Below are 17,628 nucleotides of genomic sequence, written 5' to 3'. Positions count from 1 at the left end.
ACGTTATCGACCGCCCGCAGCCGCGGGTAGCTCCGGGCCGGCGAGATCCGGCGGGCGGCCCTCGATCGGCAACACCACACGGAAGATGGCGCCCCCCTCGGGGCGGTTCTCCGCCGTGATCCGCCCGCCGTGCGCGGCCACGATGCCGCGGCAGATCGTGAGGCCGAGGCCGAGCCCCTGCCGGCCCTGACCGCGCCCCCGGTAGAACTTCTCGAAGATCGCCTCCTCCTCGCCGGGCGCGATGCCCGGACCGCGATCCTTGATCTCCAGCACCGCCACGCTCCCCTCGGTGAACCCCCGGATCGCGATCGGGCTGCCGGCCGGCGAGTACTTGAGCGCGTTCTCGAGCAGGTTGATGAGCACCTGCTCCATCAGCACCCCATCCATCGGGACGAGCCCTGTCGCCCGATCCAGCTCGATCGAGACCTGCCGGCCCTCGAGGTGCTCCTCGACCCGGTTCAGCGCGGCGCCGACGACCTCCTCGAGCGGCAGCCACTCCTTCTTGACCGCGAGCGCCCCGGACTCCAGCCGCGTCATGTCGAGCAGGTTGCGCACGAGGCGCTCGAGGCGCCGCGCCTCCTCCAGCACCGTCTGCGTCAGATCGCGCCGGACGGCCGGGTCGAGCGCCGCCCCCTCGTCCTCGTCGTCGAGCAGCGCGCCCGCGGCGCCGGTGATCGTGGCGAGCGGCGTCCGCAGATCGTGCGAGACGGAGCTGAGGAGGGCGTTGCGGAGCTCCTCGGCCTGCGCGCGGAGCTGCGCGCGCTGGGCCTCCCGCGCGAGCAGGGCGCGCTCCAGCGCGAGCGCCGTCTGCGCGGCGAAGGCGCCGAGCAGCTCGCGCCGGCCGAGGTCGAGGAACGACGACGGCGGGCGCGGGCGGACGCTGAGGACGCCGATCGGCCCGGAGGAGCCCTGGAGGGGCAAGTGCATCGCGCCCGCGCTCGGCAGGGTGTCGGTCCCGGCGCCCGCGGCCTTGCCGCGCGCGTACGCCCACTCCGCGACCGCCAGCTCCGGCGCGCTCGCGGCCAGATCGTCGGCCGTGCCCGCGCGGACGGCGAGCCGCCCGTCGGGGCCAGGCAACAGGACGGCCGCGTCGGCGTCGAAGACGTCGCGCACGTGGCGCGCCGCCGCCAGGCCGAGCGCGTCGATCCCGCGCAGGGCCGCCAGCTCCTTGCTCATCGCGTAGAGCGCCGCGGTGCGCTGCTCGCGCTCGCTGGCGCTCGCGGCCTGGCGGCGGATGCGCGCGGTGAGGCTGGCGATGACGAGGCCCACCCCCAGCATGATGGCGAACGTGAGGAGGTACCCGAGATCGCCCACCGCGAACGTCAGGTACGGCCTTACGAAGAAGAAATCGAAGGCGGCGACGCCCAGCACCGACGCGAGCGCCGACGGCCCGGCGCCGAAGCGGCTCGCGACGAAGGCGACCCCGAGCAGGTACACCATGATGAGGTTCGCCCGATCGGAGAACGGGTGCATGAGCCACGAGGCCAGCGTGCAGAGCGCCACCACGCCCGCGCTGAAGGCGTAGGCCAGCGGCCTGGCCGGGCGCCGCTCCGGCGGCCCGGGATCCGGCTTCGGAGCCTCCGCCGTCCCCTGGATGACGTAGACGTCGATGTCGCCGCTCTGGCGCACGAGATCGTCGAGCAGCGAGCCGTAGACGAAATCCTTCCATCGAGGGTGGGTCGGCTTGCCGACGACGATCTTGCAGACGTTGTGGCGCCTCGCGTACCGCAGGACCTCCGCGGCGACCTCCGCGCCGTGGAGCTGTACCGGGACGGCGCCGAGGCGCTCGGCGAGCGCGAGGTGCCGGTCGACCCGCTCGCGATCGGCCTGCGAGAGCCGCGCCTGCGCCGGCGTCTGCACGTAGACCGCGTGCCACTCGGCCTTCAGGCCGCCGGCCATCCGCCGCGTCGCCCGGATCAGCCGCGCCGACATGGGGCTCGGGCCCACGCAGACGACGATCCGCTCGGCGACGGCCCAGGTCTTCTGGATCCCGTGGGCGCGCATGTAGCCGCGCATCTGGTCGTCCACGCGCTCGGCGGTGCGCCGCAGGGCGAGCTCGCGCAGGGCGATGAGGTTGCCCTTGCGGAAGAAGCTGCTCGCCGCCCGCTCGATCTGCTCCGAGAGGTAGACCTTGCCCTCGCGCAGGCGCTCGAGGAGGTCGTCCGGGGGGAGGTCGATGAGCTCGATCTCGTCGGCGCGCTCGATCATCGAGTCGGGCACCGTCTCCCGGACCACGACGCCGGTCACCTGCGCCACCACGTCGTTCAGGCTCTCGATGTGCTGGACGTTGACGGTGGTGTGGACGTCGATCCCGGCGTCGAGGAGGTCCATGACGTCCTGCCAGCGCTTCGCGTGCCTGAGCCCCGGCGCGTTCGTGTGCGCGAGCTCGTCGACGACGAGGAGCTTCGGGCGGCGCTTCAGCGCGGCCTCGAGGTCGAACTCCCGCAGCGCCCTGCCTCGGTGCTCGACCTCGATCGCGGAGAGGCGGGGCAACCGCGGAGGTTGATCGAGGAGCGCCTCCGTCTCGGCGCGGCCGTGCGTCTCGACCCAGCCGACGACGACGTCGACGCCCTCGTCGCGCAGCGATCGCGCCGCCTTCAGCATCGCGTACGTCTTGCCGACCCCGGGCGCGGCGCCGAAGAAGATCTTGAGCTTGCCCTGCCGCTCGCGCGCCTCCTCCTCGCGCGCCGCCGCGAGCAGCGCCTCGGGATCCGGCCGGTCGTCGCCTGCGTCCGCCAAGGCGCGCGCCCTCTTCAGCGGGCGCCGTCGAGGGCGAGGTTCAGGAGGAGCACGTTCACGTGGGGCTCGCCGAGGAGCCCGAGCAGCCGCCCCTCGGTGTGCCGCGCGACGAGCCGGCGCACCTGGCCCTCGGGGAGGCCGCGCGCGCGCGCCACGCGGCGCACCTGGTACGCCGCCGCCGCGGGGCTGACGTGCGGATCGAGGCCGCTGCCGGAGGCGGTCACCAGGTCGACCGGCACCGGCGCGGCGCTCTCCGGATCCGCGGCGCGGAGCGCGTCGATCCTGGCCTTGACGAGCTCGGCCAGGGCGGGGTTCGTGGGCCCGAGGTTGCTCCCGGCGGAGGCCTGCCCGGCGTAGGGCACGGGGCTCGTCGCCGAGGGGCGCCCCCAGAAATAGCGAGGATCGTCGAACGGCTGGCCGAGCAGGGTCGAGCCGGCCACGCGGCCGTCCGCGATCACGAGGCTGCCGTTCGCCTGCCGGGGGAAGGCGGCCTGCGCGATCGCCGTCGTGAGCAGCGGGTAGGCGCCCCCCGTGAGGGCGGTGAGGACGGCGAGGAGGACGAGGGCGGGTCGCAGGTGCGCGAGCATAGCGTTCCTTCCTTGGGCCTTGGGCGATCAGGCGAGGCCGAGGGCGGAGAGGAGGAGATCGATGAGCTTGATGCCCACGAACGGCGCGACGAGCCCGCCCAGGCCGTAGACGATCAGGTTCCTGCGGAGCATCCGCTCCGCGCCGACGGACCGGTAGCGGATGCCCCGGAGCGCGAGCGGGATCAGCGCGACGATGATGAGCGCGTTGAAGATCACCGCGGAGAGCACCGCGCTCCGCGGCGTGGCGAGCCCCATCACGTTGAGCCGCCCGAGCGCGGGGTACGTCGAGACGAACGCCGCCGGGATGATGGCGAAGTACTTGGCCACGTCGTTCGCCAGGCTGAAGGTCGTCAGCGCGCCCCGCGTCATCAGGAGCTGCTTGCCGATCTCGACGATCTCGATGAGCTTGGTCGGGTTCGAGTCGAGGTCCACCATGTTCCCCGCCTCCTTCGCGGCCTGGGTGCCGGTGTTCATGGCGACCGCGACGTCCGCCTGCGCCAGCGCGGGGGCGTCGTTCGTGCCGTCGCCGGTCATGGCGACGAGCCGGCCGCCCGCCTGGTACTCGCGGATGAGCGCGAGCTTGGCCTCGGGCGTGGCCTGCGCGAGGAAGTCGTCGACGCCGGCCTCGGCGGCGATGGCCGCCGCGGTGAGCGGGTTGTCGCCCGTGATCATCACGGTCTTGATCCCCATGCGCCGCAGGTCGCCGAAGCGCTCCCGGATGCCGCCCTTCACGATGTCCTTGAGGTGGATGACGCCGAGCACCGCGCCGCCCTCGACGACCACGAGCGGCGTGCCGCCCTTGCGGGAGACGGCCTCGGTCACCGCGCGGACCGCGGCCGGGACCGCGCCGCCCTTCTCCTTGACGTGGGCCTCGATCGCCTCGACGGCGCCCTTCCTGATCTCGCGCGCGCCGTAGTCGACGCCGCTCATCCGGGTCTGCGCCGAGAAGGGGACGAAGCGGGCCCCGAGGGCCCCGAGGTCGCGCTCGCGCAGGCCGTGCTTCTCCTTCGCGAGCACGACGACGCTGCGCCCCTCGGGGGTCTCGTCGGCGAGCGACGCGAGCTGCGCGGCGTCGGCGAGCGCCCTCGCCTCGACCCCGTCCGCCGGGATGAGCTCCGTCGCTTGCCGGTTGCCGAGCGTGATCGTGCCGGTCTTGTCGAGCAGCAGCACGTCCACGTCGCCGGCGGCCTCGACGGCGCGGCCCGACGTGGCGATCACGTTCGCCTGGATCATCCGGTCCATGCCGGCGATGCCGATCGCCGAGAGCAGCCCGCCGATCGTGGTCGGGATCAGGCACACGAGCAGCGCCGTGAGCACGGTGATGCCGATCGGGGTCCCCTGCCCCGTCTGCTGGACGGCGAAGATCGAGTAGGGCAGCAGGGTCGCGGTCGCGAGGAGGAAGACGATGGTGAGCGCGGCGAGCAGGATGTCGAGCGCGATCTCGTTCGGCGTCTTCTTCCGCTTCGCCCCCTCCACCATCGCGATCATGCGGTCGAGGAACGCCTCGCCGGGGTTCCTGGAGATGCGGACGACGAGCCAGTCGGACAGGACGCGCGTCCCGCCGGTGACGGCGCTCCGGTCGCCGCCGCTCTCCCGCACGACCGGGGCGCTCTCGCCGGTGATGGCGCTCTCGTCGACCGAGGCGACGCCGACGACGACGTCGCCGTCGCCGGGGACGATCGCGCCCGCGTCGACGAGCACGAGGTCCCCCTTCCGGAGGCTCGACGCGGAGACCGTGGTCCGCGGCGCGTCGCGCTCCGGGGAGGCGAGCTTCACGGCCTCGACGTCGCGCCGCGCCTTGCGGAGCGCGTCGGCCTGCGCCTTGCCGCGCCCCTCGGCCACGGCCTCCGCGAAGTTCGCGAAGAGCACGGTGAACCAGAGCCAGAGCGAGATGGCGAGGATGAACCCGGCCGGCGCCTCGCCCTGGCCGGCGAGCGCGTGCACGAACAAGGCCGTGGTGAGCGCGCTCCCGGCGAGGACCACGAACATCACCGGGTTGCGCACCTGGTGGCGCGGGTCGAGCTTGCGGAACGCGGCGGCGATCGCCGGCCTGAGGATCGCCGGCTCGAGGAGCGGCCTCGCCGCGGTCTTCTTCCCCTCGACGTCGCGCGACGGGTGGCGCGGCCTCGGCGGCGGCGACAGCTCGGGGGGAGGAGGAGCGGGCGCGCCGTGCCTCTCGATCGCCTCGGCGGGGGAATGAAGGTTCAAGGTCATCGCGTCATCTCCAGGTGCTCGACGATCGGCCCGAGCGCGAGCGCGGGGACGAACGTGAGCGCTCCGACGAGCAGCACGGTGCCTGTCAGGAGCGCGACGAAGAGCGGCGTGTGCGTGGGCAGCGTGCCCGGGCCGGCCGGGACGAGCTTCTTCCGCGCGAGCGAGCCCGCGAGCGCGAGCACGGGGACGATGACCGCGTAGCGGCCGATGAGCATCGCAATGCCGATGGCGGTGTTGTAGAACGGGCTGTTCGCGCCGAGGCCGCCGAAGGCGCTGCCGTTGTTGTTGGCGCCGGACGAGAACGCGTAGAGCACCTCGCTGAACCCGTGCGGACCTGGGTTGAGCACGCCCTTCCGCCCTGCCTCGGTCATCACGGCGACGGCGGCGCCGAGGAGGACCGTGATCGCCGGGAAGAGCACGACCAGCGAGGCCATCTTCATCTCGAAGGCCTCGACCTTCTTGCCGAGGTACTCCGGCGTGCGCCCCACCATCAGGCCGGCCACGAAGACGGCGACGACGACGAACATCAGCATGCCGTAGAGGCCGGAGCCGACCCCGCCGAAGACCACCTCGCCGAGCTGCATGAGCCAGAGGGGCACGAGCCCGCCGAGGGGCGTGAAGGAGTCGTGCGTCGCGTTCACGGAGCCGTTCGAGGCCGCCGTGGTGGCGGTCGCCCAGAGGGCGGAGCTCGTGACGCCGAAGCGCGCCTCCTTCCCTTCCATGTTGCCGCCCGCCTGGAGCGCGCTCGCCGCCTGATCGACGCCGAGGCCGGAGAGCGCGGGGTTGCCCGCCTGCTCCGAGGCGATGCACGCGACGAGGAGGACCGCGAAGATGGCCGTCATCGCGGCGAGCACGGCCCAGCCCTGGCGCCGGTCGCCGACCATACGGCCGAACGTGTGGCACAGGGCGGCGGGGATGAGCAGGATCGCGAGCATCTCGAGGAAGTTCGAGAGGGCCGTCGGGTTCTCGAGCGGGTGCGCCGAGTTCGCGTTGAAGAACCCGCCGCCGTTGGTCCCGAGCTGCTTGATCGCGATCTGCGAGGCCGCGGGGCCCATCGGGATCACCTGATGAACGACCGCGTTGCCGCTCTGATCCTTGGCGGCCTGGAGCAGCGATGCGCTCTGGTGCGCGCCGAAGCCCTGCACGACCCCCTGGGACACGAGGAGGACGGCGAGCACGAGCGAGAGCGGCAGGAGGATGTACAGGGTGCTCCGGACGAGATCGACCCAGAAGCTCCCGACGGTGTCCGCGGTCTTCCGCGTGATCCCGCGGATCAGCGCGACGAGCACGGCCATTCCGGTCGCCGCGGACACGAAGTTCTGCACCCCGAGCCCGGCCATCTGCGTCAGGTGGCTGAGCGTCGACTCGCCGCCGTACGCCTGCCAGTTCGTGTTGGAGGCGAAGCTCACGGCGGTGTTGAAGGCGAGATCGGGCGGGACGGCGGCCATGCCCTCGGGGTTCACGGGCAGGACGCCTTGCAGCCGCTGGAGAGCATAGAGGACGATGAGCCCGGCCAGGTTGAACGCGAGCACCGCGAAGGCGTAATCCTGCCAGCGCATCTCCTGGTCGGCGCGCACGCCCGCGGCGCGGTAGATGAGCCGCTCGAGCGGCCCGAGGATGCGGACCATGAGGCCGCGCTCGCCCTGGTAGACCCGCGCCATGTACGCGCCGAGCGGGACGGAGAGGCCGAGGAGGACGGCCAGGTAGAGCGCTGGTTGAAGCGCGTTGCTGGCGGTCATGACAGGCCCTCCGGCCTGAGGAGGGCGAAGATCAGGTAAAACAGGAGACCGAGGGCGAGGACGCCCGAGATCCAGGTGAACGCGGTCATGGCGCTCAGACCCTTTCACAGAGCCGGATGAGCCCTGCAAACAGCGAGAAACAGAGGACCGTCAGTCCCAGGTAGATCACGTCCATGGCGACCTCACCGGGCGCTCCGGCGCCCGCGGCGATCGAGCGGGACAGAAGGTAGTCCCCCTCAGGTCAAGAGGCTGTCAATCCAGGGAGGCGCGCCGTCAAGAAAGCATCAAGACCGGTCATGGGGTCGGGCGGTTCGAGCGATTCCCGGCGCGCGGCAACCTTTACCTGTGCCGTCGCGGCCGTAACCAGTCTCCGAGCAGGTAGGGCACGAGGAGCGCGGCGAGCGCGGCCAGCGTGGTCGCGCCGCCGAACGTCTCGCCGCGCGCGACCGCCCCGACCGTCGTGAGCGTGCAGGTGAGCCAGGTGAGCAGGAAGACGGGGGCGAGATCCGCGTCAGTCCGGGGGTCGTCCTCCGGGATCCGGGGGTCGTCCTCTGCTGGCGCCCTGAAGGGCGCGGCGGCCACGGCTCTGCTCGGCGACTTCATGGCGGTGCTCTACGGATGGAGGTCGATCGGCGATACCGGTAAGGTAGATCTTGGCGCGTCAAGATCCCCTCAGGGCATGCCGTCCAAGCATCAAGATCGCGCATCCCGACGACCAGGCCCCCTCGACCGCGCCGCGAGCCCGCGGCTTCCGGCCAGCCGCCGTCGCCGGGATCCGCGATCAGCACGGCCCCCAGCACGGCCCCGCAGCGCGCCTCACGGCCGACGAGGCCGGGCGCCCTCGGCACGCCCGTTGAACCCGCCTTGCTCGTTCGATCACCGGGCACGATCTGCCCGGAAGGAAACGCTCATGACGGACGAGGAGCGCGAGCGTGGAGCGACGGCGACAGCCGTGCCAGGGCTCATCACCCGACAGAGGGACCCGGAGAACCTGGAGATGCCCTTCTCGGGCGTGCGCGATTTCCTCACGCCCGTCGAGCAACTCTATGTCCGCAGCCATTTCGACGTGCCGCACGCCGACGCGGCGACATGGCGTATCTCCATCGAGGGAGCGGTGCAGCGTCCCTTCGAGCTCGCCTACGACGAGCTCTGCGGGCTCCCCTCGCGGACGCTCGTCGCGTTGCTCGAGTGCTCGGGGAACGGACGCCTCTTCCTCTCGCCGCCCGAGGCGGGCCTCCCGTGGGAGCTGGGCGCCGTGGGCAACATCGAATGGACGGGCACGCCGCTCTGGCCGCTCCTGGAGCGCGCCGGCATCGAGGCCTCCGCCCGCGAGGTGGTGCTCGTCGGGGCGGATCAGGGCGAGCCGCGCGATCCCGAGCCGAGCGCGCCGGGGCCCATCGCCTTTGCGCGCAGCCTGCCTCTGGAGAAGGCCTCGCGCGCCGAGGTGCTGCTCGCCCATCGCATGAACGGACAGCCCCTGACGCCCAGGCACGGATTCCCGGTGCGCGCGGTGGTGGCCGGCTGGTACGCGATGGCCTCGGTGAAATGGCTGCGGCGGATCGTGGTCGTGGATCGCCCGTTCCAGGGCTACTTCCAGACGCTCACCTACGCGCGCTGGGAGCGCCGGCACGGGCTCCCCAGCCTGGTCCCGGTGGGCGAGCTCCAGGTGAAGGCGCAGATCGCGCGGCCCGCGCCGCACGAGCGCGTGCGCGCGGGGTCGACGGTGCACGTGCACGGCACGGCCTGGTCGAGCGACGCCGCGGTCACGCGGGTGGAGCTCAGCGCGGATGGGGGCGCGAGCTGGCTCGAGGCGCGGCTGCTCGACGAGCCGTCGCCGTACACCTGGCGAAGGTGGGAGATCGCATGGCAGGCACCCGCGCAGCCCGGGCGGTGCACGCTCATGGCGAGGGCGAGCGACGCGCGCGGCCGGACGCAGCCGATGGAGCGTGACCGGGATTTGCGGGACGGGATGATCAGTCATGTGCTGCCGATCGAGGTCGAGCTCGGCTGAATCGCCTTCTGGTCCGAATCTTGAGTAGAGTCACTCGGCGCTGATTCCGACGAAGATCCTGGCGGTGAGCTTCCTCCTGGCCATGATGGTGGCCGCGGTCGCGATGCTCTGGAAGCACCGCCCGCCCGTCGACGGCGAGCCGCGCGCAGGCACGGCGGGGCCGTGCTCACAGCGCGCACGGGTCAGTCGGGGTCGTAGGGACCCAGGATCACCGGCCCTGGCGCGAGCAGCTGCGTGCCCTCCATGAGCCAGACCGTCGCCTGGTTCGTCCCGGCCTTGTACCAGAGCACGTCCCCCAGGTTGTCGAAGCTCACGTCGGTGCCGGGAAGCACCTCCCAGCCGCTGCCGAGCGGCCCCGGGAGCGCGGGCCCTGCCGCGAGCAGCTGCGTGCCCTCCATCAGCCACACGGCCATCAGGTTCTGCTCGGGGCTGTTCCAGAGCACGTCGCCCATGCTGTCGAAATTGACGTCCTCCGAGGTGACGATACGCCAGCCCGGGCCGAGCGGCCCCGGGATCACCGGCCCGGGCACGAGCACGTGCGTGCCCTCCATCAGCCACACGGCCATCAAGTTCTGATCGATGTTGTTCCAGAACACGTCGCCCATGCTGTCGAGATTGACGTCTTGCGCGGTGGGCGCCACCCACCCCTCGCCGGGCGGTCCCGGGATGAACGGCCCCGGGTCGAGCAGGTGGTCGCCCTCCATCAGCCAGACGGTGATCAGGTTCTGCTGGGGGTTGTTCCAGAGCACATCCGCCATCCCGTCGAGGTTGAAATCGGTCACCGAGTGCACCTCCCACCCGCGGCCGAGCGGCCCCGGGATGATCGGCCCCGGCGCGAGCAGCTGGCTTCCATTCATCAGCCAGATCGCGACCAGATTCTGCTCTGCGTTCCACCAGATCACGTCCGACATGCCATCGAAGTTGAAGTCGCCCGCGTTGGCCGCCATCCATCCATCGCCGACCGGTCCCGGGATGAACGGTCCCGGCGCGAGGAGCCGGTCTCCTTCCATCAGCCATATGGCCATCAGGCTCTGTTCTTTGTTGTTCCAGAGGATATCCCCCATGCCGTCGAAGTTGAAGTCGTTCAGGCGGATGGCCTCCCAGCCGTAGCCGCTCAACCTCGGTGTCGCGACGCCGAGCGAGGGCGCCGGGGGCTCGACGGGCTCACCGTCTCCGGGAAGGTCGACGCCGGACGAGCAGGCGGCCATGGCGTGAACCGCGACGACCGCGCGCAGCGCGGCCCCTACAACCGCAGACCTCTTCACACTCGCCTCTCTTGCGCGTCGAGCACGGGCACGGGTGGCGGCCCGGGCAGCTCCGATCCGGCCGTTTGTGCGCGCCGCTCACGCGCACGGCGAGGGCGGCAAGCGGCAGTCCATCGAAACCATCCTTTGCGCCGGATCTCGGCGCGGCGCCCACATGCGAGCTTGCCCGGTCATTCCCCGCTTCTTGCATCGAGGGTCGCCGCATAGACACGCTGTGCTCATCGAGCGCGACGAGCGCACCGGTCCCGGGGTGCTCGCTGGATCTCGTCAACCGCCCATGGCGCCTGCCCGCCGGTCTCCAGGAGGAGACGGTCGCCCGGGACGCCGGGCGCCGAGGGGGCTCCGTTGCCCCTGCGCGCTCGTCGAGCCTGGGCGGCGCAGGCCATGTACGGTTCCGACCGCAACCTGGAGAGCGTAGATGTTTGCACCTGACGTAAGAATCACGCTCTGTACGGCGATGCTGCTCACTCCATCCCTCACCTGCGTGGGCGCGCGCGAGGCGCCTGGGATCGCGGACCCCGGCAGCGCGCACGCCGAGGTCGGCGAGGCCCGTGGGGCCCTCTGTTCCGGCCTGATGATCGCGAACGTGCTCGTCTCCCCGGAGACGTACCACTGGGAAGATCCCGCCCATCTGCTCACCGTGTCGGAGGGGTTCGGCCCGCGGATCCTCGACGCCGCCGTGTCGGCGAGCGTGGAGCCCTCCGTGAACGTCACGGCGACCGGCACGGGCACCTTCACGCCCCCGGAAACGCAGCCCTTTCCGGGCACGACGTTCATACCTGGCACCGGCGCCCAGCCGGGGATACCTGGTCTGCCGGGCGTACCGGTGACCGGCATACCGGGCCTACCGGGCGTGGTGGGCGCGCCGGGCACGCCGGGCACGCCGGGCTCTCGATCGCCCACGGACTTCCCGCCTTCCTGGGGCATGCCGGGCAACGGCGGCACCTCCGGCTACCCGCCTTCCTGGGGCATGCCGGGCAACGGCGGCTACCCGCCTTTCTGGGACATGCCGGGCAACGGCGGCACCTCCGGCTACCCGCCTTTCTGGGGCATGCCGGGAAACGGCAACACCTCGGGCACCTCGCCTCCCTGGGGCATGCCGGGCAACGGCGGCACCTCGGGCTACCCGCCTCCCTGGGGCATGCCGGGCAACGGCAACACCTCGAATGCTCAGCCCTCCTCGGGCACGTCGGGCAACGGCAACACCTCGAATGCTCAGCCCCTCTCGGGCGTGCCGGGATTGGGCCTGCCGGGAGGCTGTACGCTCTCGAGCGAAGACATCTCCGCAGCGGTTGGATTCAGCGTGACCGAGAGCATCACGGTCGAGGCCAGCACGTCCTACTTCGTCCCCACGGCCGCGTTTGGGCGGATTTCGGCGTATCCCGTCTTCCAGAGGGTCACCTGGGATCTCGTCAACGTCGGCGTCTGGAGCTGGGGAGTCCTCCCGCCAGGAAGCAGCCCTGTCGTGGCCTCGGGTGTCGTGCTCAAACCGATCGGCATCTATTTCTCGACGGACCGCATCTATGATCTTGCCTCGATGGGAGGGGGGGTGATCAGCCCGGGCCCGATCTTGGGTCCCCCGGGCGGCTCCGACGCGGGCGGCAGCGGTGGCACAGGCGGCGCGGCCGGCGCTGGCGGCGCTGGCGGCGCTGGCGGCGCGACCGGCGCTGGCGGCGCTGGCGGCGCGACCGGCGCTGGCGGCGCGACCGGCGCGACCGGCGCGACCGGCGCTGGCGGCGCGACCGGCGCGACCGGCGCGACCGGCGCGACCGGCGCGACCGGCGCGACCGGCGCTGGCGGCGCGACCGGCACGACCGGCGCGACCGGCACGACCGGCGCGACCGGCACGACCGGCGCGACCGGCGCGACCGGCGCTGGCGGCGCGACCGGCGCTGGCGGCGCGACCGGCGCTGGCGGCGCGTGAGATTCACCATTCCGACGGATCAGCCGCATCCGGCGCTCTCCTGAGCGCCATGGCCTCGTGGGGGTGGCTCCGCCGGCCGGGCCCCCTTGCTCAAGGGCTGACCAGCTCGACGGGCGGAATGGATTCGCACGCCGTGTAGCTCAGGACGCTGACGTCGGCTCCGCGAACGGCGAGGCCCACGCAGCGCGCATGGGCATAACGGCCTGGTCCCATGCTTCGCCCGATCGTGACCTTGTATCGCGAGATGTGGCCGCGCCCGAAGATCGGCATGGACTCCTCGAGCCGGATCACATCCATGTGGTATCGCCAACCCACGAACTCGACGATGCGCTGGAGACGATCGACCCCGAAGAGCTGCGCGTCGCCGAACACGATCCCCTCAGGATCCAGCAGGTAATCGTGCTGTCCGTTGTTGTCCCAGTACTCTCGCCCGGCGGCGATGTACCGAACCGCGAACCGCGCCGGCTCCGGATAATCGGCAGGATAGAGGATGCCGGAGAACACCCACCGCTCGGGAGAGCCCCACGGCGGCGCGGAATCATACCTGGCCGGAGCATCGCGCCATTCGCCGGCGGCGTCGCGGTAGTGGAGGAGCACATGCTTCTCATAGGCGATGTTGTCGACGAGAATCACGCCGGAGACCTCCGACACCGGAGGGTCGCCGCCGCGCTTGCGCGACGCATGTGCAAGGCGAACGATGTCTGTCGTGCCGCTCATGGGGTCCCCCTCCCGCCACGCAGCACTCACCGGGCCGGCGGGAGGTGGGCACCGGTGGCACACACCTCCAGGGTATCGTGGCGTTCGCCCGCATCGCGCCCGGGGCGTCGTGCGCCTGAGACGGCGCGCCCGCGTCCCACGCCCGGGGCAACCCGGCCGTACCGGCCGCCCTGCATCCCGTTCCTGGGGATGCGTCGCGGGATCCCCGTAGTCGGACGAGCCCACGAAGACCTTCCGTCCGGGCGCCAGGCCGAGCCGGCTTTGCAGGAACTTTGGCGGCTACTCCGGCTTGCCGCCCCAGCGCGGATACGAGCGCGAGCGCCCTTCGGGCAAGGGGCCGGGACAGCACGACATGGCGCGCCCGTCACCCCGTGTCATGAAGCGCCCCATGACGATGACCTCGCTTGCCGGCACCCCGGCGAAGCAGCTCGCGGCGGCCGCGGACGACAACCTCGCCGTCCACTCGAGCTGGGCGCAGGAGCATCTCCCCGGCGCCCTCGTCGAGCGCGACGCCGGCCTCGTCCTCGTCGACTCCGGGCTCCCCTGCGACACCTTCAACTTCGTCCTCCGCGCCCGCCTCGACGCCGCCACGGCAGCGGCCCGCGCGGCGCAGGCCATCGACCACTTCCGCCGCGCCGGCCGCCCCTTCTCGTGGTGGGTCGGCCCCGCGGACGAGCCGGAGAACCTCGGCGATCTCCTCCGCGCGGCGGGGCTCGAGGCCGCCGAGTCGGAGGTCGCCATGGCCGCCGATCTCCGCGCGCTCCCCGCCGATCCCGCGCCGCCGCGCGGCCTCGAGATCGCGCGCGTCAGGACCCCGGCGCAGCTGCGCGACTTCGCGCGTCTCCTCGCGGCCAACTGGACCCCGCCCGATCCCCACGTGGTGCGGTTCTACGAGATGGCCGCCCCGGCGCTCCTGTCGGACGACGCGGCGCTGTGGCTCTACGTCGGCTACCTCGACGACACGCCCGTGGCGACCTCGGAGCTCACTGTCGGAGGCGGCGTCGCCGGCCTGTACAACATCTCGACCCTCCCGTCCCACCGGCGGCGGGGGATCGGCCGCGCGCTGACGCTGCGCCCGCTCTTCGACGCGCGCGCGGCCGGGCTCCGGCTGGCCATCCTGCAGGCATCGGCCGACGGGCTGGGCCTCTACGCCCAGGTAGGCTTCGTCGCGACCGGCCGGATCACGGAGTACAAGCCGCCCGGCGAGGCCGCCCCCTGAAGGCAGCCCGCCGGGGTCCTCGGCGCGCGCAGCGCCCGCAGCTCGACGCCCGCGGCGCAGCGCCCCCGCCTCAGCGCGCCGCCCGCCCGATCTCCTCCGCCGCCCGCGCCCGCTCCTCCGCCGCCTTCGCGAGCGGCCCCGCGAGGAGCGCCTGCGCCTCGCGGAAGCGCGCGGCCACGTCGGCCCAGTAGCTCGGATCCGCGCCCTGCGGCGCCGCGATCTGCTTGATCAGCGCCGCGTCGTACGCCGCGATGCCCGCGTACGGCGAGGCCGGCTTCGCGCGCGCCACCCAGTCGAGCGCCGCGAGATCGCCCAGGCCGAGCCCGGTGAGCGGCGCCCGCCGCATCATGAGCGCCGCGTCCTCGGGGCCGTTGCGCAGGCCGAGGGCGAGCGCGAGCAGCGTCGTCGCCTCGGGCGGGCGCGCGGCGCCCTCGGGCCACGCGGCGAGCAGCGCCGTCGCCTGGTCGAAGTCCACGGCGCGCCAGTACAGCCGGCCGAGCTCGAGCCGCGCCCGCGCGTAGAGCTGCCGCGCCTCGGGCGAGAGCTCGGCAGAGCGCAGCGCCGCGCGGTGCTGCAGCGGGACGCCGCGGCCCAGGAAGACGCGCAGGAGCTCGGGCCGCGCCGCCATCTCGGCCGGGATCAGGCGGCCCGCGTAGTACGTCGGCAGCCGGGCCGCGAGCCGCAGGGCCGCCGACGCGGGCGCGGCCGCCGGGAGCGGCGGCAGCTCCAGCGCGTCGAGCGCGTCGACGCGGCGGCCGCCGTAGAGGCGCGAGAGCATCGCGCGCGCGCCGTCGACGCGGGCGTCGCGGAGCACGCCGACCGACGAGAGCTCGCGCAGGCCGACCAGCGCGGCGTCGCGGCCGCGGCTCTTCCAGGGCTCCAGCAGCTGATCGAGCTCGCCGTAGTAGACGTTGCTGAGCTCCGCGTCCTTCCGCATGGCGTCGGGCAGCGGCGCCGACCTGACCGCCTCGACGAGCCGCATGTCGGCCCGCCCGGACTCCACGGCGACGATGCCCTTCGCGTAGAACGGCAGCTCGATCCCGAGCCGCCCGAGATCCTCGATCGCGCGGGCCTGGTCGGTCACCCACGTGAAGAGCGGCCCCTTGGTGAACGCGACGACGCGCTGGGCGTCGTAGGGCGGCCGCAGCGCGGGCGGCTCGGTCGCGGTGCGCGCGAGCCGGGCGGAGAGCGTGAGGCCGAGCAGCACCTGGTAGAGGTCGCCCTTGAGCGTGGCGGGCGGCGCCTCGAGGTACGGCACGGCGATGGCGTCGCCGCACCCGGCGGGCGCGAGCTCGGCCCGGAGCGCGCGCGCGAGCCCCGCCTCGAGGCCCGCGCACGCCTCGACCCCCGCGAGCCGCGCGTCGCGCTTCGCGGCGTCCTCCTCGGCGAGCGCGGCGTCGAGCGCGTCGAGGGCGCCCCCGACATCGCCGCAGGGCCGCGCGGGCGCGACGGGGGCGCGCCGCGCGAACGCCTCGCAGGCGGCCGGCGGGGCGGGCACGCCGGCCGGCGCCGGGGGGACCAGCGCGGCCTTCGGGTCGAACGGCGCCTGCTTGAGGAGCGGCAGGAACTCGTCCTTGAGCGTGCCGTGGACGGCGAAGGCCTCCTGCTCGGGGAGCGGAGGCGGCGGCGGGGTCGCCGCGCGGGCGTCGCCCGGCGGGACGGGCGCGTGCGCCGCGGGCGGAGGAGCCGCGGCGCACGCCGCGAGGGAGAGCCCCATCGCGGCGGCGAGGGCGGAGAAGATTGAGCGGGGGATCGAGCGCATCAGGTTTCCTCGGACACGGGCCGTTCGCAAAGGTTTCGCCGATGAAAGGACCGCGAGGCCACGGCCAACGCTACCCTGCGCAACCTGCTCCGGCGCAAAAAGCTTGCTGGCCTTCTGACGCGGCGAAGAACGAAAGGCGCAGGCAGGGCGCGCCGCACTGCGGCAGGCGCGAATGGGCGGGAGACGGGCGTGCTGCTCGGGATCGCCCTCTGCCGCGTCACGGGAGGTCAGCTCCGCTCAACCTCCTACACAGGCATACAGCGACGCTAGGCACAGCATCCAACAACAGTGCCGTCAGAAAATTCTCGTACGCAACCCGTTCCGTTGTCGGACGAGGATCGACCGAATCGACGAGAATCTCCTTCCGATAAGTACGATGCACCTCGGGAAGGATGCTTTGCCAATCGGCCCCAGATTCTGCCGGCCAAAATCACATTACGACGATCCCCATGATTTTCCCGGCCGTCGTTACAATTTTTTTTTGTTCGTCGTAACCATTCGACGGCTATTGCGCTTCAGATCCTGTTACGCTATCCCAGCAACCGGTGATGAGCGCTGCTTCTTGAGAACGACTTCCAGCTGGACCAGCGACCGTCACCGTTCCCGACGAAGATCCTGAAGGGGTCGCGACCTGTCGCCGCGACAGCACGACCGTCCAGCCGGTCGCCCCTGGGGCGCCGGCTCCAGGACGATCGCCCGATCACATCGCCGCCTGAGCGGCAGCCCGGCGGCTCGCCGGCCCGCGTTGAAAGAAGCCGGGCCCCGGGCGGCGCACGGCGAAGCTCGCCGTCGGCTGCGCCACCGGGTATCCTCCGGCGTATGGCGTCTAGCCCGACATCGATCGTACCCGAGGCCGAACGACCGCGGCCCCGTCACGAGGAGAACGACCAGCATATCATTCTCTACGGGATGACGTGGAAGGATTACGAGATCCTCCTCGCCGTGCGGGGAGACCGGGCCGGTGTGCGCATGTACTACCTGAACGGAGCGATCGAGCTGATGAGCCCATCTCGCGATCACGAAGGGGTCAAGACGACCATCGCACGCCTCCTCGAGGCATATTGCGATGAGCGGGGCATCGAGCTCAGCGGCTACGGCGCGTGGACGCTCCGAAATGCGCCCAAAGCGCGCGGGGCGGAGCCGGACGAGTGCTACATGGTCGGCGACACCAACAAGGAAGTTCCGGATCTCGCCATCGAGGTCGTCTGGACGCAGGGCGGGCTCGACAAGCTCGAGATCTACCGCGGCCTCGGCGTCGCCGAGGTCTGGGTGTGGGATCGCGACGAGGGCCTCCGCATCTTCGCGCTCTCGAACGAGCGTTACGAGCCCCGCGCGCGCAGCGCCTTCCTCCCCGAGCTCGACCCCGCCTGGCTCGCCGGCTTCCTCGCTCATCCGACGCAGAGCCAGGCGGTTCGCGCGCTTCGCGCGGCGCTGCGGTGAGCCCGGGGCGC

13 protein-coding genes are annotated in these 17,628 nt (G+C 72.2%); 4 read left to right on the top strand and 9 right to left on the bottom strand.

Annotation, left to right across the window (positions count from 1 at the left end; genetic code table 11):
* Positions 1-3 precede the first annotated feature (3 nt).
* The 6 genes from WMF20_RS08745 to WMF20_RS08720 all read right to left on the bottom strand — a co-directional run bounded on the left by WMF20_RS08745 (position 4) and on the right by WMF20_RS08720 (position 7,882).
* Positions 4-2,739, bottom strand: coding sequence for a DUF4118 domain-containing protein (locus WMF20_RS08745; protein WP_437612329.1), 2,736 nt, complete (start codon positions 2,737-2,739; stop codon positions 4-6).
* A 14-nt stretch (positions 2,740-2,753) separates the two neighbouring features.
* Complete coding sequence (gene kdpC, locus WMF20_RS08740; protein WP_437612327.1) at positions 2,754-3,326, bottom strand: potassium-transporting ATPase subunit KdpC; 573 nt, start codon at positions 3,324-3,326, stop codon at positions 2,754-2,756.
* A gap of 27 nt (positions 3,327-3,353) precedes the next feature.
* Positions 3,354-5,540 (bottom strand): potassium-transporting ATPase subunit KdpB, encoded by a 2,187-nt coding sequence (gene kdpB, locus WMF20_RS08735; protein ID WP_437612325.1) that lies wholly within the window; start codon positions 5,538-5,540, stop codon positions 3,354-3,356.
* Complete coding sequence (kdpA, locus tag WMF20_RS08730; RefSeq protein WP_437612323.1) at positions 5,537-7,279, bottom strand: potassium-transporting ATPase subunit KdpA; 1,743 nt, start codon at positions 7,277-7,279, stop codon at positions 5,537-5,539. Before kdpA ends, kdpB begins: the two co-directional genes overlap by 4 nt.
* A complete protein-coding gene (kdpF, locus tag WMF20_RS08725; protein WP_437612321.1) occupies positions 7,276-7,368 on the bottom strand; it encodes a K(+)-transporting ATPase subunit F in 93 nt (30 codons plus the stop codon). The genes kdpA and kdpF overlap by 4 nt, the downstream gene beginning before the upstream one ends.
* Positions 7,369-7,618: 250 nt before the next feature.
* Positions 7,619-7,882 carry a hypothetical protein gene (locus WMF20_RS08720; protein WP_437612319.1) on the bottom strand — a complete coding sequence of 88 codons (264 nt, stop codon included), beginning with the start codon at positions 7,880-7,882 and terminating at the stop codon, positions 7,619-7,621.
* Between the two features lie 307 nt (positions 7,883-8,189).
* On the opposite strand from WMF20_RS08720, the gene WMF20_RS08715 reads away from it, so the two are divergent.
* Positions 8,190-9,290: a sulfite oxidase gene (locus tag WMF20_RS08715; RefSeq protein WP_437612317.1), complete on the top strand. Its 1,101-nt coding sequence runs from the start codon at positions 8,190-8,192 to the stop codon at positions 9,288-9,290.
* A 182-nt stretch (positions 9,291-9,472) separates the two neighbouring features.
* Here the strand turns inward: WMF20_RS08715 and WMF20_RS08710 are convergent, their stop codons facing one another.
* On the bottom strand, positions 9,473-10,498 hold the full coding sequence (locus WMF20_RS08710) for an FG-GAP repeat domain-containing protein (protein WP_437612315.1): 1,026 nt from the start codon (positions 10,496-10,498) through the stop codon (positions 9,473-9,475).
* 514 nt (positions 10,499-11,012) lie between these two features.
* On the opposite strand from WMF20_RS08710, the gene WMF20_RS08705 reads away from it, so the two are divergent.
* Positions 11,013-12,479 carry a hypothetical protein gene (locus WMF20_RS08705; RefSeq protein WP_437612313.1) on the top strand — a complete coding sequence of 489 codons (1,467 nt, stop codon included), beginning with the start codon at positions 11,013-11,015 and terminating at the stop codon, positions 12,477-12,479.
* Positions 12,480-12,569: 90 nt separating this feature from the next.
* Here WMF20_RS08705 and WMF20_RS08700 read toward each other — a convergent pair whose 3' ends face one another.
* Entirely contained in the window at positions 12,570-13,196 is a 627-nt protein-coding gene (locus WMF20_RS08700; protein ID WP_437612311.1) for a hypothetical protein, read from the bottom strand.
* Positions 13,197-13,584: 388 nt separating this feature from the next.
* Between WMF20_RS08700 and WMF20_RS08695 the strand changes: the two genes are divergently transcribed.
* Complete coding sequence (locus WMF20_RS08695; protein ID WP_437612309.1) at positions 13,585-14,415, top strand: GNAT family N-acetyltransferase; 831 nt, start codon at positions 13,585-13,587, stop codon at positions 14,413-14,415.
* Positions 14,416-14,485: 70 nt separating this feature from the next.
* On the opposite strand, the gene WMF20_RS08690 is transcribed toward WMF20_RS08695, so the two are convergent.
* A complete protein-coding gene (locus WMF20_RS08690) occupies positions 14,486-16,177 on the bottom strand; it encodes a hypothetical protein (RefSeq protein ID WP_437612307.1) in 1,692 nt (563 codons plus the stop codon).
* A 909-nt stretch (positions 16,178-17,086) separates the two neighbouring features.
* Here WMF20_RS08690 and WMF20_RS08685 point away from each other — a divergent pair.
* Complete coding sequence (locus tag WMF20_RS08685; protein WP_437612305.1) at positions 17,087-17,617, top strand: Uma2 family endonuclease; 531 nt, start codon at positions 17,087-17,089, stop codon at positions 17,615-17,617.
* The last annotated feature ends 11 nt before the right edge of the window (positions 17,618-17,628 follow it).

Origin of the sequence: Sorangium sp. So ce834 (genome assembly GCF_051521425.1) — a bacterium.
In the GTDB taxonomy this organism is placed as follows: domain Bacteria; phylum Myxococcota_A; class Polyangia; order Polyangiales; family Polyangiaceae; genus Sorangium; species Sorangium cellulosum_D.
This window is presented reverse-complemented; position numbering and strand designations above follow the sequence as displayed.